The 14588-nt window shown below is 43.2% G+C and carries 10 protein-coding genes; 4 read left to right on the top strand and 6 right to left on the bottom strand.

Translation table 11 applies throughout. The features are described 5' to 3' along the window. Positions 1-54 precede the first annotated feature (54 nt). The 3 genes from ORQ98_RS09650 to ORQ98_RS09640 all read left to right on the top strand — a co-directional run bounded on the left by ORQ98_RS09650 (position 55) and on the right by ORQ98_RS09640 (position 4924). On the top strand, positions 55-1638 hold the full coding sequence (locus tag ORQ98_RS09650) for a TolC family protein (protein ID WP_274688596.1): 1584 nt from the start codon (positions 55-57) through the stop codon (positions 1636-1638). 118 nt (positions 1639-1756) lie between these two features. Further along, the gene (locus tag ORQ98_RS09645) at positions 1757-2245 is read left to right on the top strand and encodes a type III secretion system chaperone (protein WP_274688595.1); all 489 of its coding nucleotides are present in this window, start codon (positions 1757-1759) and stop codon (positions 2243-2245) included. A gap of 12 nt (positions 2246-2257) precedes the next feature. Then, positions 2258-4924, top strand: coding sequence for a hypothetical protein (locus tag ORQ98_RS09640; RefSeq protein WP_274688594.1), 2667 nt, complete (start codon positions 2258-2260; stop codon positions 4922-4924). Positions 4925-5012: 88 nt separating this feature from the next. Here the strand turns inward: ORQ98_RS09640 and ORQ98_RS09635 are convergent, their stop codons facing one another. The 3 genes from ORQ98_RS09635 to ORQ98_RS09625 form a co-directional block, all read right to left on the bottom strand. Beyond that, on the bottom strand, positions 5013-5966 hold the full coding sequence (locus ORQ98_RS09635) for a S8/S53 family peptidase (protein ID WP_274688593.1): 954 nt from the start codon (positions 5964-5966) through the stop codon (positions 5013-5015). 299 nt (positions 5967-6265) lie between these two features. Continuing rightward, a complete protein-coding gene (locus ORQ98_RS09630) occupies positions 6266-8101 on the bottom strand; it encodes a M2 family metallopeptidase (protein WP_274688592.1) in 1836 nt (611 codons plus the stop codon). Positions 8102-8505: 404 nt separating this feature from the next. Next, positions 8506-10074, bottom strand: coding sequence for a M14 family zinc carboxypeptidase (locus ORQ98_RS09625; protein ID WP_274688591.1), 1569 nt, complete (start codon positions 10072-10074; stop codon positions 8506-8508). A gap of 226 nt (positions 10075-10300) precedes the next feature. Here ORQ98_RS09625 and ORQ98_RS09620 point away from each other — a divergent pair, with 226 nt between their 5' ends. Then, positions 10301-10612: an MTH1187 family thiamine-binding protein gene (locus ORQ98_RS09620; protein WP_274688590.1), complete on the top strand. Its 312-nt coding sequence runs from the start codon at positions 10301-10303 to the stop codon at positions 10610-10612. Between the two features lie 17 nt (positions 10613-10629). On the opposite strand, the gene ORQ98_RS09615 is transcribed toward ORQ98_RS09620, so the two are convergent. The 3 genes from ORQ98_RS09615 to ORQ98_RS09605 form a co-directional block, all read right to left on the bottom strand. Beyond that, positions 10630-12270 carry an adenylate/guanylate cyclase domain-containing protein gene (locus ORQ98_RS09615; protein WP_274688589.1) on the bottom strand — a complete coding sequence of 547 codons (1641 nt, stop codon included), beginning with the start codon at positions 12268-12270 and terminating at the stop codon, positions 10630-10632. Between the two features lie 153 nt (positions 12271-12423). After that, on the bottom strand, positions 12424-13572 hold the full coding sequence (locus ORQ98_RS09610) for a zinc-dependent metalloprotease (protein WP_274688588.1): 1149 nt from the start codon (positions 13570-13572) through the stop codon (positions 12424-12426). A 184-nt stretch (positions 13573-13756) separates the two neighbouring features. Continuing rightward, positions 13757-14491, bottom strand: a complete 735-nt coding sequence (locus ORQ98_RS09605; RefSeq protein WP_274688587.1) for a hypothetical protein — start codon at positions 14489-14491, stop codon at positions 13757-13759. Positions 14492-14588: the final 97 nt, after the last annotated feature.

Raw genomic sequence — 14588 nt, 5'->3', positions numbered from 1 at the left:
CCTTGGCTATAATATACCCTACATAAGCAGCATAATAATAAAGAAGGATTTCCTATGATAAAGGCCCAAGGACGGGTAGGGTATATCAAGATTTCTATAGGGGTTTTGGCGCTATGTGCGACTGGTTGTGTCGTCACGCCAAAACCAATTGATAAAGAAGCGATTAATAAACGGGTCACTTCTGATCTTGAACAAATGTTTAAAGATCAGGAGCCTGTTAGGGGCGAAATCTCACTTTATGAGGCGATGGCTCGTGCTTTAAAATACAACTTAGCCCATCGCTTAAAAATGCTCGATCAAGTGGTTAAAAACCGCGAACTGGATGTTTCTCGCTATGATTTGTTGCCACAATTAGCGGCGTCTGCCGGTTATAAACACCGGGACAATGTAAATGCTTCCAGCAGCTTTTCTGTTTCTCGCGATACAGAGTCTCTCGAAACGTCGACTTCCCAAGACCAAGAACTATGGAACGCTCAGGCCCGTGTTGTTTGGAATGTTTTGGATTTTGGGGTGAGTTACTTACGCCAGAAACAACAGGCAAATAAAGTGCTGATTGCAGAAGAGCAGCGTCGAAAAGTGGTGCAAAATATTGTGCAAGAAGTACGACAGGCATATTGGCGAGTGGTAGCTGCAGAACAGGTTGAAATGAAACTTAAACGGGTCATGCGTGAAATTGAGTATGCATTAAATACTGCCAAAAGAATGCAGCATGGCGCGCTACAAAAACCATTGCTGACCTTAAAATATCGCCGTGATTTGTTGAAAACGCTGCGTAATTTAATGAAAAAAAAGGAACAGCTTTCCTTGGCTAAAGCAGATTTAGCGCGGCTAATGAATGTTCCGCTGGGTAGCCGCTATCAGGTTGCTCAGCCCCCCTTAGCAACTAATACCGCTGTTGCGTTTAGTGCTCATCAATTGCAAAAACTACAGCTGGCAGCATTAAGCTATCGACCAGAATTAATGGAAATGGACTATAAATCACGCATAGTCAGAAAAGAAGGTAAGATAGCGAAATTGGATTTATTACCTGGTTTATCATTTAACCTGGGTGCTTATTATGACGATAACAGCTTTTTGCTTAACCAAAGTTGGGCTGAAGCGGGTATCCAAGTGTCGTATGATTTGATGAAACTGGCCCGTATTCCTGATATTAATTTACTCCATGAAACGCGAGAAAAGTTAGTCAATATGCAACGTCAGGCATTAACTTCGGCGGTTTTATCTCAGGTGGAATTGTCATTACGGAGCTATCTCGCGGCTAAACAAGATTTGGAGTACTCTATTTGGGCGACAGACATTGAAAAACAACGTTATCAGCAATACCAGGCAGCAAGTAGCAGTGGGGTTGGTGAGCGGTTAGAGCTAATCCAGTCACAAGGGGATTTATTACTGGCGACACTTGATCAGTATTATCAATATGCAGAGGTACAAAGCGAGTATGGCATGGTGCTTAATTCGCTGGGAATTGATCCATTACCCAAAATGATGGTTAGTCATGACCTAACGACAATTTCCAAGACATTACAGCACTACTTTGAAAAAGACTTGCGTCAGCATGTAGGCCAAATAATTAATAGTGGACCGGCTTTGGCGAGTAACACTGTTGAGTCGCCAGGTGAGAAGACAGTACCAGACTAATTTTATATTTTCGCATAAATTTTTATTAATTTTTTTGCAAAGGAACTAAAGGTCACTGTTTTGGTTCCTTCTTGTCATTTGTTTGTCATATAAATCCTTACAATTAACAGCAATTCAGGTGACAGAGAAATCGAGAGTTGCTGTGCAGAATGTAACCGCACAATTAACGCAATGGCTTATTTCAGCTGGTTTTGCAGAAGCAGCGGATAGCAATGATCAAGGGATTTATTGTTTTAATTATGATCAACGCTGGTTGCTGAATATTGAGTCTGTGACTACGATTGAACAACTCTATTTTTATGCTGTATTAACCCGTTTGACAGACGTTGGTAGACAACAACTGGCCGAGTTTTTGTTAAAACAAAATTTATTAGACTTGGCTACAGAAGGGTATAGCTTTGCCCTGGATGACGATGATCATGTCATTCTTTGGCATCGGGTTACTGCAAAAGAAATAACCAATGCGATGGTTTTTCAAGATAGCTTGTTTCATTTTGTAGATATAGCTGATCGGTGGTGGCATCAGTTGCAGGCTTATTCTGATATGTCTCCAGCGCAAACGGCACGGTCTGCTCAAAGCGCAGAGCCTTTAGCGATTAAAGTGTAATGGGGTAGTAAGGTGATGTTGCTTAACCAGTTAACAAACGTATCACGACAGGTGGCGAGTAGTTTTTCTCAGCAGCCAGCCACCCTCGCCAAACTGGGCTTATTAGTGGCAATGCCTGGGCTGGCTAAATCTCGGTTGGGCAAACAGGCCATCCCACTCCCTACAACAACGGTTAACCAAACCGTTCATGCTAGCAAAATAACCCCAATTAATGTCAAAACAGGGCAACTGCTAACACAAGAAAAACCTGGGCCTGAATCAGCTAATGAAACATTGGTTTCTCAGCAACTGGGTCAATGGTCGCCGAGTAAATTGTTAGCCAGTGCAGTTAGTTGTTTTGAGCAATTAGCAGCAAGTGAGAAGCAATCATTAACAGTTAATGCGATTACAGACGTTACTGAGCAACTGAAGGAGATTATCAGTCAGTGGCAAAACCGTCGCCCGGATTATGTGATAAGAGACCTGGTCGATCAAATTATAATACAGGCTGAGCATGGTTTATCTGTATTAGCCAATCAAGATCAGACCGCTGATCAGCTAGCCGACGAGGTGGCTCGGTTGAATGATGTAAAGCAGGAGTGGCGTCAAGTGCGTTATAGTCAACCACAAGCAAATCAGGAATTGCTTGATTGGGTTAGTATGACTGCTAACATGGTGTCAAAAAAAGCACGCCATGCGCTAGCGCCATTGACAGGGAAGTATGACAAAGCAGCAGCCATATCACTGCCTGTTATTCAACAAACCACGCTAGGCACATTAATTCAACTCAAAAATCAATTAGCGCAGTTGTTAACAGTTGGGGTAGAAGGTTTTCAAAAGCAGTATGGCAGTCACCGTATCGCTTTAATGCAAAAACAGCTGGCTGAGTTTGCCATTCCTTTTACTATTGATGATGCGACAACCTTTAATGGACGGGTTGATGATCACCCTGCATTATCTGAAATCAAATTGTTGTTGACCTTGCATCAAGAGAGTTTAAGTCTATCTCCAGCAAAGCGTGGCACAGCTAAAGGATTAATTAACAATGCTACTCAAGCGGGGGAGCGCTTTAAGGCGCATATTCAGGAAAAACAACAATCGCGTATTGGTCAATTATTTCGGCCGGTAAAATTTCGCCATAAAATTCTGCGAAATAATCTGGCTCAGGAGTTGCGACAGGCTAAGCCGAACGTCAAAAAGGCTGATTTACTCAAAGAAAAAGCCAAGCTAGGGGGGGGCTTACAGCGGGCCCATAATACTAGCACTCAGCTTGATCAAATGGCTACCGCAGGAGAAGCAAGTCAGTTGCCGTTAGTTGCAAGTTTGGCACCTAATGCTCTTGGATTAACAGAGGCTGTGGCTGGGGTGACAAGCTCGGTGATAAAAACTCAAGAGGTGTTAAGTAAGGTAAGGCAGTTGCAGTCTAATCAACAAGTGCAATTAGCGGCAAAAGATAAAATAGCGCAATTCTTACAGCAACCTGTAGGCAGACAACAAAACGCTTTTCCACAGTTGGTCGCTGGACTACTCGATCTAAATAAGGGCAAGCTGGGAAAAACTGGGTTTTATGGTTTAGTCGTTGATAGCAGTGATGCCTTGTTTGGTGCATTACGTTATTTAACCAATACAGCAGTAAATGGCACGCGTATTGTGGATACAACGGTTTCTTCTGCAACGGGGGCAAGCATTACAGCCTCAGCAACCTCGGCATTGGCTAGTGCATCAGTTGCATCATCCAGTGTGGCACTAGGGCTATCTACAGCAAAAGCAGTGAAAGCTGGTATTAATCTACATCAACAGCAGGGGAAAGCTCGCCAAGTAGATGATGCATTAGCCAAATCACAAGTATTACAAGCCAGCAAATCAGATAGATCATTCCAGAGAGAAGCTGTTGATGACTTTGCCTATGGTATGGCAAAGCAGCGAAAGGTGTTGCCTAAAGCAATCGACTTGGCTAAAGAAACGGTTTCGGCAACGGCTTATGCTACATCCACTGGTGTTGGAGTGGCTGCGTTGGCGACAGCAGGTACAGTGGGGGTTGGGGTCGCTTCTGCAACGGTAGCTGGGGCAACAGCAGCTGCAGTGGCTGCGACTACTGCATTAGGGGCTGTGGCGTATCACCAAGGCAGGCAGTGGGTAAAGCAACGTAATATTGGCAGCTTGGCGGAGGCATTGGTCAATATTGTTTCTGATAAAACCCAACTGAGAGTGAATCAGTTATTAAACAAGCGCACAGCACAAGGGGCTGAGAAGCTTACTAAAGAGCTGCAAGTTGAGTTGACCCACGCATTGATAAAACGGCTTCCTCACCTGGCTGCTGAGCAATTATTGTTTCAATTAAAACAGGAGCTGGCTCATTGTGTTAAAAGTGCTGCCACTACAGCAACAGTCACCCTGCTAACTCAATATGCAGAGGCAACAAAAGCTGGTGAGCCTCTCACCAAGCCGCAGTTAAAGCAACTTAAACAACAGTTAAAGGCGATTGACGAACAACAACTAGCGCTGCTGGAACGCTCACCTGCTGCCATGTTTCTGCAAGGGATTGGGATGGAGCCAACGGTTATTTTAGGTATTGCCAATGCCTATGATAATGAGCAGCAAGATGAATTAAGTAGACAGTTAATCATGAAATATGCGGGGTTAGCAGATATAAAGGGCGACACCTTAGCGACGGATATTAGGAATCTGCCGATTCATTGATAACATCATATAGAGTAATGGGGTACTTTGAATACCCCGTTACTCTATATCAGACACTTGATTTATTTTCCTTATCGCGATTCCCTCATTAATAAGAAAATAACTCAATAGGCACTAACCCACGACAGTGAGTTAATAGTCGGCTAGGCTGAGCTGGGTGGTGTTTAGGTTGGGCTGAAATCACAACACTGCCATTACTGTTGGCAATATCAATGGCCCACTGTAGTTGTCGTGAACACTGTCCTTGTAGTGCAATCGGTAACACAATAGCCTGGGCAGGATGCTGATTTTTAGGGTAGCCAGGCAAGGAAACACCGGATGCCCATATAATACCTTCTACCAACTCAGAGGCTAAAATCTGGCAGGCGTTACCTAATTTAATAGGTAGCAAATTAATAGGATGGTTACTGTCGGCTTGGTTGAGTAGCAAGCTAGTAAGTGCTGTAGCAACGATATTATGATGATAGCGATTGGTACGACAGAAGCTGCCTTCTTGCTGATGACTAATTTGCAAGCCTGTTAATAAGGCAGATGATGTCTGTTGTGGGTACCCTTGAGCAAGTAGGGCAATCGTCGCAGATTGATTGAGTTGTTGATGTAAATGCCATTGTTGATTGAGTTTGAGCTGTTGTGAGGCTGCTTCAGGTTCACTATAAACAGGGGTCATGATCCAGTCAGGCTCAGCATACTCTATATAGTAATTAGTTAATACTAAATCAATAATCTGCTCTAAATCTGTTGCTGACTTGTACTCATTCAGTCGGTAAACATTGGCACCTGTACCCAGTGTTTTCACATAAGTTAAAGGAAACCCCTGTTGATAGCTCCACTGCAAAAAGTAATCTTCCACTACCAGTGTATTTTTATTGTCATGAAATTTAACAATAATTCGATTAGTGTAGCCTTTACCAGGCAGGTTAGGTTCTTCCCCAAACGCGTTTCCTACCAAACACATCAATAGCAGTAGGGATAGTGAAAGTAAGCGTTTATAGAGAGAATGGTCAGTTGCTAAAACAGATTTGTGAGTAAAAGTATAAAACATGAAGGCTCCTTCCTTCCGGTTAATCATTGCTGAGTGGCTGCAATCTCGTTGCTGTTAGGTATGATGAATAAGTGGTGTATGACAAACAGATAACCTCACTATGTCAATAGACTAGAGTGGGTATTTGACAATAATCTGTCGATTTGGCACAAAGTTTATGACTAATTTACCTAGTGCGAGTTAATTGTATTTGAGTCCTTTATCAGGACTCAAATTATGGGCATCTTTAATAATTGTTGATTGCGAATTTACCAGAAGGCTAGAGACAGCAAACAACGGTTATAGGTGCCTTATTATTATCAACCACAGTTGCGGTTTTTATTTTGTTGATCAAGCCAAACTTTCAGTGGTGCAAAGTAATCTAAAATAGCTGAGGCATCCATTTCTTGCTGGCCAGTCATTTTTTCCATTGCTTCTTGCCAGGGGCGGCTTAGACCCATTGCAAGTGTGTCTTTAAGACGTTTTCCTGCGGTCTTACTACCATAAATTGAGCAACGATGAATAGCTCCTTTATTGCCGGCAATTTCACATAATGCTTTATGGAATTGAAACTGTTGAATAAAGGCCAGGAAGTAACGGGTATAAGGCACATTACCTGGAATATGGTATTTGGCACCTGGGTCAAAGGCATTGGCATCTCTGTCTATGGGGGCTCGAACGCCTTGGTATTTCTCCCGTAATTCCCACCACAGTTTGTTGTAGTCTTCAGGAGCAACTTCACCAGCAAATACTTTCCAGCGCCACTGGTCAACCAGCAAGCCAAAGGGTAAGAACGCAATTTTATCCAGCGCTTGTCGCATTAGCATACCCAAGTCATTGCTCGGATCAGGAATTTTATCAATCAAGCCTATTTGTTTTAAATATTTGGGGGTGATTGAAAGGGCAATGGTGTCGCCAACGGCTTCATGGAATCCATCATTTGCACTGCCTCTAAATAATAGGGGTTGATCTTTATAAGCCCGTTGATAGTAATTGTGCCCTAACTCATGATGGATGGTGGAAAAGTCTTCCCCGGTTTTTTGGATGCACATTTTAATACGAATGTCGTCTTTATCATCCAAGTCCCATGCAGAGGCATGGCATACGACATTATGATCAACAGGCTTTATAAATAGAGAGCGCTGATAAAATGTCTCAGGTAGTGGTGCAAAACCTAAAGATGAAAAAAAGTTTTCAGCGGTTTTGACCATTTTCAGCTCATCATAATTATGTATTTCAAGCTGCTTTGTTAGGTCGATACTATTATCAGGCCCTTCGGGTTTAACCAGGTCGTAAACATTGCCCCAGGTTTGTGCCCACATATTGCCTAACAAGTGAGCCGGAATAGGTTTATCTTGAGGAACAATTTTTTCTCCGTAATGCTCACCTAGTTTGGCTTTGACATGGCATTGCAAGGAGTCATAAAGCGGTTTCACCTGCCCCCAGAGCCGGTCCAGCTCTTTAGGGAAATCATCCGCAGGCATATCATATTTTGAACGCCACATTTCGCTTAAATTGGCAAAACCTAATTCTTGGGCACCTTTATTGGCCAGCTCTACTTCTCGTTCATACAGCGGTCGCATAGGCGGAGACACCTGGCGCCAGCCTTGCCAGATATCAAGTAATTCATCAGCATCTCTTGACGTTGCCATGATTTTACTCATTGCGGTTAGATCAAGGCATTTATCTTCACTAGGGCAATATTCTCCCTTGCCATACATACCTTCCAGTTTGGTTTGAATAGTGGCTAGCTCTGTATTTTCCTGTTCATTTTGAGGCGCTGGTAGGGTTAAACTCATTCGTAATAAGTCGAGTTTGCGGCGAGTGGTTGGGTCTAAGGGGTAATCATTATACTGGGCGGCATCAGTGGCAGCTTTTACATAAGCCGCTGTTGATAATTCGTTAAAGTGTGCGGCAATTTCGGCTGAATCATCTGTAATAAAATTGTTATACACCCAGGCTGCTTTACTGTTTAGGCGATTTATTTTTTCGAGTTTGGTCTGGGTTTCGGCTAGAAACAGTCTAGCATCAGAGAGGGTGCCTTGTTGAGTGGGGTTGGTTTGTTGTACAGGGTTATTCTGTTGAACTATAGGGTTCGCACAGGCTGTTGTACCGACAATTCCTATGGCAAAGAGTAAAGACGAGTGTTTTTTCACAGTTAATCCTTAATAGCTGGACTGGTAATGTTCAATCCAAAAATAAACTATTTTTTTAGTTTGAAGTTAATAAGTAATAACTCTCGAAAATTTATAATAATTAATGTGTTTTTTTATTTAAAATACTACAGTTATTCCCAGTAAATAGCTAGAGGCGTACAGCTAACGAATTGAATAACGGCAAGACTTAGCAATAAAGTACAAATAATGATGGGTTGTTTTTTGAACTATGCTGGTGTTAAATATCACCTGACATAAAACAAGGATTATAAAGGGATTAATAGGATTGCAGGTTCTATTATGATGGCAGCGGGTGTTTATATTGGCGAGCGCAGCTAACAGTGAGTTAAGCTTGTTGTCGAAAGAAAAGCCACAATATGTTGTGGCTTTTTGTTTGGTTATTTTTAGCTTCTTTTAGCAATAGCGGTTTGTTTTTCTTTTACTGGCGCAACAAATAAATAGGGGTATTTAATTAATAGCCCACGATACTCTTGTTCCTGGTAGATGGAAGTAGATGAGCGAGGATCAAATAATAAAGTAACAAAACGTCCCATTAATTGATTGGTTGGTATAATCAGATCACCGGATTTTAAACGAAGGTTAGTGGTGTTTTGCTCTAGTTTTACATCAAGCCAATCACGCACACCAGGCTTATGAATTTCGTCTATGTTTACGGATTGTACGCGCCAGCGTTCAACTCTGGCAATGGTAGGTTTATCAACCACTTGATACTGAATATGATGGGCTTTCAATAGGGTGGCAATTTTTTTTGTTTCAGCTGTTACGACATAAGCAGAAGGCGGGGCGATAGGTAGCTGAGCCGCAATCCTGTCGTTGTTGTTAAAGGTTTTATATACTTGTTTACCGGTTTTGACTTCTGTTAAGGGTACTTTGATTTGTTTTTGTTGATCATTATTGGTAAAGGCAATATCTAAAAATACATGGTCTGCCACATGACTGGCGGTTTTATGCTGGCTTCTGGCTTGTTCAGTGAGTTTAAGAATTTGGTCTTTATCCTTTGCGACTAGCGTTAAAAAGTTAATTGCACTTAATTGCTGTTTTTCAACTCGTTGCTTAATATTGCGTGGTGTTGGGTATTGGCCTTGTTTACTATCTAAACGGTTTTCGACTAACACTGATAAGGTGCCTCGCATGGCGGCATAATTTCTAAAATTGGAAATGCCGATACCCCCTCGTGCAACTGACTGTTGTAACCGGGTAATTTCTCCACGATATCGGGCGGCGGCTAAACCTGCTTGATTAACATTATTGATTAATTGAGGCAGAAATTGTTTTTCTGCATATTGGCGAAGTGGCGGGTAAATGTTGGGGTTATTACCCACTTCAAATTGGGCTTGCACATCGGTCATATAACCTTGTTCTTTTGTCAGAATGCGTTTAAACACCCCGGACTCATGTACATCATATACCACATGTGGTTGATATTGATTCAATGCATCAATATACATTTGGGTTTCATCGGCAGACGCAGCAATGTAGTCTACATTGGGGTTGGTTCTGGCAGCATTGTAGCGGGACTTAAGATCTCGCCCATCTGGGTTGGCCAAGGCAACAATGACCAGGTTTAATTGTGTTAATAATGCTGGGTGGTTACCAGCAATGAGTTCTTTTGCCAGGATTTGCAATGCCTCTGCACCCGAAGGCTCATTGCCATGTTGAGAGCCAACCAGCATTACGGTAGGTTTTTCTGCTTTGCTCTCACCCTTGGCTAAAAAGGCAGGATCATTAGAAACCAGTAGCGCATAAACGGGACGCTTGCCTGCTGAAATTCCCAGCTGTTTTAAACTAGCAGTGGGAGAGCTATCAGCCAACTGTTGTAAGTATTGTGCGACTTGTGTCGCAGAAGGTAATTGGTAATCTTTACTGCTTTCAAAAGGAGTGAGGGGGATATTTTGAGCAGTGACGAGGGGAGAAACGCATAATAAGCACAAAACCAGCTTTTTTAAAAACATATTTAACTCGCCTTATTTCCATGTTGTTGAGGCGGATCGTTGCAGATCCCTGAAACCTTGTCGACTACCGCAATCACACTTTGTTTGGAAATTAACGGCTATTTATGAGTCAAATAGGGATAGTCCCATGAAATTGGATCGCTATCTGGGCTGGACTGTTATTTAGACTGGATAGTTATCGGGATTTGGTTAAGCTGAAAATAGCGCAACAGCGGAGTTTTGCACTATGCAAGTATCAGTCGATTTTTGCTTGATTCCTCTAGGGGTCGGTGTTTCTTTAGCCAAATATATAGCGGCGTGTAAGCCTATTCTGGATCAGGCTACAGTGAGCTGGGAACTCCATGCTTATGGCACACTGATTGAGGGTGACTGGGATGATGTGTTTACGGCCATCAAGGCCTGTCATCAGAAAGTTCATGAGATGGGGGCTCCTCGAATTACCACTACCTTGAAAGTAGGCACTCGTACCGATAAAGAGCAAACGATGTCAGATAAAGTGGACAGTGTAATGAAACTGTGGCACGAAACGGCAGAGTAACAAACGGCCGAAGTACATTACAGGTCTGTTTTGCTGAGCGCGTAGCATGGGACTGGGTCTTGTCGCCCTTTTAAGCTGGCTTGGTGTAAGGACGCTGCAGGTGGCTTAATACCTGCCTGGTGAGCAAGCGCCGCTGATACAATAACAGGTGCCTGGTATTGTTTAGATAAGCCTTCCAGACGAGCGGCGACGTTCACATCATCACCAATTGCGCTCACCATTTCGGCAGTGGGTGGACCCATACTGCCAACGATGGCCCGGCCAAAGTGCAAGCCAATACCCACCTGAAGTGGTTTATCCAGTTCAGACGCGACTCGTCGATTAAGCTGTTCAAGCTTTTCTAACATGGTTTTTGCACCTTTTAATGCTTGTCGGCATGCTCGCTGAGGGTCACCACCGTGAATACCATACAGTGCCATCAACCCATCACCCGCAAATTGAGCATAATGGCCCTGGGTCTGAGAGAGGGCTTCGGTCATTTCTGAAAAAAACTGGTTGAGAATAAACAGTACGTCATAGGGCAAGCGTTGCTCTGCCAAGCGGGTGGATTCACGCAAGTCTAAAAATACAATTGCCACTTCCTGCTCTTGACCTTCCAAACCACCTGGCTTCAAGCTTTCCTCAGGAGAGGCTTTGGGGGCTAATAAGGGTTGAATGGTGATAGCGCCTTTGGGGCGGCTTTGGCAGGCTAAGCGAACATCCCGAGGAGCCTTAATTTTAGTTAATGCTTGTTGCTCAAGTGGTGAGGGGGGCGGTATATAGTCAATACCTTCCAGTACCCGAACACGACAGGTGGTACAGCGAGCTCGACCACCACAAACTGCTGCATGGTTAATGTTGTACTGGCGTAGGTTGTCTAACAGGGTAATCTCACGATTTAGTGGTATTTGCTGACCACTCGCCAAGGTGATGGTAGCGGTGGCTTGCTGTTGAACCCAGCGCTTCAGCCACCGTAAAATAAAAGGTGAAATAATAAGAATAGCGAGTAACCATCGGCCTTGAGATACCCAGCTGCTAATCGTCGTTGTAGTGTCAGTCGTAATATTAGCTTCAGCAAGATGCATCAGTAGTATATCTTCTGAAAAGTCTCTGAGTAGTTGCTGACCGGCTGCAACAAACCCGGCTAACGCTAGGGTAGGAATTAGCACTGCAATACCGAGTAATGAAGCCTGGTATTTTCGGTAACCAGCATACACCCTTAACCAGTAGTGGATACCTAAACAACCGTGCGTCCATACGATTAAGAGCGTGATAACTTGTGTTACCGCTTTGGTTGTATCGAAATGCCAGAAGATGGCCAGTACTGACATATATTCATGATTAACACTTAGTAATTCTTCAGCAGCAAATGTACCGGCGATATGCTCGATCAGTAGAAATGGTATGGTTAACCCAGTGATCAGTTGTACCAGTTGCCACTTGGCAAGCTTCAAGCTGTTGTGCTGGTAAATGCTGTAAACCGCGTTGAGAGCATGAATGATGAAAGCAGACAGTAAAAGAGTTTTGCCAATATCTGCTTGCCATGGACCAAGTAACCACTGTTGCCACTGGTTTTGAGTTTGGAAACTAATGATACCAGCAGCATGATTAAGTAAGTGGGTTAACACAAAGGTGAATAAAGTAAGGCCAGAAATTAAACGTAGTTTGGCTTGCCACATAAATGATACATATAGATTATTTGCTAGATGCTTCACTAGCATAGTGAAATTTAGTCAAAAGTCACGTATCGGTATTTTTGTAAATAGAAGACAAAAAGCCCCAAAAAAGGGGCTTTGAATAATGGCATCGATTTGAATGGTGACTTTGAGTAGTTACTGCATTTGTTGCTTAATTTTTTGGTAATGCTGCCAGGCAACCCGCTTTTCTTTATATAGGCCTCTTAACTTCTGTACAGATGCGTAATACTCTTTACGAATGGTATAACGCTGTTTGTAAGCATCAATAAGTGTGCGCCAAGCTCCCCAGATATTCTGGCGACTCCACCAGGCTTGACGAAACTCACGCCAGCGTTGCCATAATGCATAGCGGGCTTGACGAAGTTGCTGACGTAATGATCTTAATTTGGTTTTATTTTCTGTAATTTGCTGATTAATTTCATCTAATTTCGCTTTAGCTTTTTTCAGCTCCTCTAACAGTGGATTGTTGTTTTTTACTTTGGTGGGAAAATACTTGGCAATTTGTGGGGTCGTGACTCCTAGGGCATAGGCAGCATCTGCTCCCCAATAAGTGTCGTGGCGGTCTACACCGCAGGGACTATCTTGACACTGTATGTTAGGGCTGGAAAATTTATAAACTTTGCCTTTCCAGTAGTTGACGTTATAGGCCGATTGATAGGCCATAATGGTTACAAATTTACCTTGTTCACCATGACCTAATGCATAGGGATAAGTACCACCACTGCCGTCTTGTTTGCGGGAGTGAAGTAGCCCCATGTTATGACCTAGCTCATGGGAAGTGACATATTCTCCACATGTGGAAATGGCAACATGGCTATACATGTAGTTTTTATAGTAACTGTTGGATAAGTTACCATTAGATTTGTAACCACCAACCCAGGCAACACCACAGCTGGCGTGACTAGTATGATAAGGCCGATATAACATCACCATATCGGCGCCATATTTTTCCCGTAATTGGTCAACCTGGCTAAAAGCGGGGTCAGATTTATTCGTTAATGCTCGTAAGGCCGTGCCTGCATTGCCGGTATCGGAATAATTGACTTGATGGGTATGGACCGCACGTAGCTTTAGATTTAACCCACTGTCTTGATAAACCTGGTTGGTCACGGCCATTAAGTGGTCTATACGCGCAGTAGGATTGCCACCATATAAACTGGCTGCGCCAGGCGTATATAAAACTAATACATCAATTTCAGTTTGACTTGCTACAGCATGACTTGCAAAGGTTAATAGCCCTGCTTGCAACGTTGCCAGAGTAGAGAGAAAAAGTTTGTTTGGCATGATTGAGTCTCATCTTCAGTCTTTACATAACAAACCTCCCTGTATCCAGTTCGCATCCGTTAAAGACGAAGGTTGTTAAACCCACGCAGTATTTTTGCAATTACCTTTTATTGGTGATTAAGCCTCCTGTATTTTTTAAATTAACCATAAAAATAAATTGCTGATGAAAAACAGAAACGATTATCTAGCTTTCTAAATTTGGGGTGGCTAATTTACCAGGCTTTATATTATCCACACTGCCTGGTCTATTTAGTTGTTCGACAGGAATATTTTTATAAACAATGCCTCTTCCTCCAACGGCTTCCAGTGAATAACTGCCTTGGGGGGTGGTGATCGTTGCAAAACTGCTATTAGTGCCTGAGGTCACGACCACTGGGTAGCGATCACCATGCCCATCCAGATGACCAGAAAGTACCGTGGCACCTGTTTGGCTGTGAGTGACTTGTCTGATAGTGGCCGCTACTTGGTAACCTCCCGGTAATTCAAATGATAGCTTGTCACCAGTCTGTTTATTGTCCAGTTGCTCTTTATCAACTTGTACAGATTGCTTTTCAGTAATCCGTTCATCTAGCGGTATTGATTCAGCTTCAGCGGTATAACTGGCTTTCCAGGCTGATGATAAATCGGCTGGTAGAGCATCCAGTTGAAACTCTGCAGCGGTTTCCTGTAACAGCTGGTCATCCAGCAAGTCATCTGATTTTAGTTGAGCGAGCCATTGCTGTTCGTTCAGTTGCTCTGGAAGCTTCTCATCGGTTTGTGGTAGTGAGGGTGAAGACTGTTGGTGAGGCGGTGTGGGCTTGGGTTGATTGGTGTGAGGAGCGGTGGAGGGCTGTTGCCAGTAGTTAAAAACAACGGTAAGGGCTGCACCTAGTAATACTACACCAACACCGCCAAAAATAAGTTTAGTTTGAGTTGCCATTAGCCGTGCCCTATTTTAAAAGTCATTTTCCAGGCACTAAGTTAAGCAAATAGCATAAAATTGATTTAACCGGTGCTTGGCATGAATGTCTCGCGAT

Origin of the sequence: Spartinivicinus poritis (assembly GCF_028858535.1) — a bacterium.
GTDB classification, from domain to species: Bacteria; Pseudomonadota; Gammaproteobacteria; order Pseudomonadales; family Zooshikellaceae; genus Spartinivicinus; species Spartinivicinus poritis.
The sequence above is the reverse complement of the archived record's forward strand: the minus strand, read 5'-3'. Positions and strand labels throughout refer to the sequence as shown.

Bases quoted from the DNA above. Each gene is read 5' to 3' on its own strand.
- ORQ98_RS09650 (WP_274688596.1), top strand. From the start codon at position 55: ATGATAAAGGCCCAAGGACGGGTAGGGTATATCAAGATTTCTATAGGG.
- ORQ98_RS09635 (WP_274688593.1), bottom strand. From the start codon at position 5,966: ATGTTTTATACTTTTACTCACAAATCTGTTTTAGCAACTGACCATTCT.
- ORQ98_RS09625 (WP_274688591.1), bottom strand. From the start codon at position 10,074: ATGTTTTTAAAAAAGCTGGTTTTGTGCTTATTATGCGTTTCTCCCCTC.
- ORQ98_RS09620 (WP_274688590.1), top strand. From the start codon at position 10,301: ATGCAAGTATCAGTCGATTTTTGCTTGATTCCTCTAGGGGTCGGTGTT.
- ORQ98_RS09615 (WP_274688589.1), bottom strand. From the start codon at position 12,270: ATGTGGCAAGCCAAACTACGTTTAATTTCTGGCCTTACTTTATTCACC.
- ORQ98_RS09610 (WP_274688588.1), bottom strand. From the start codon at position 13,572: ATGCCAAACAAACTTTTTCTCTCTACTCTGGCAACGTTGCAAGCAGGG.
- ORQ98_RS09605 (WP_274688587.1), bottom strand. From the start codon at position 14,491: ATGGCAACTCAAACTAAACTTATTTTTGGCGGTGTTGGTGTAGTATTA.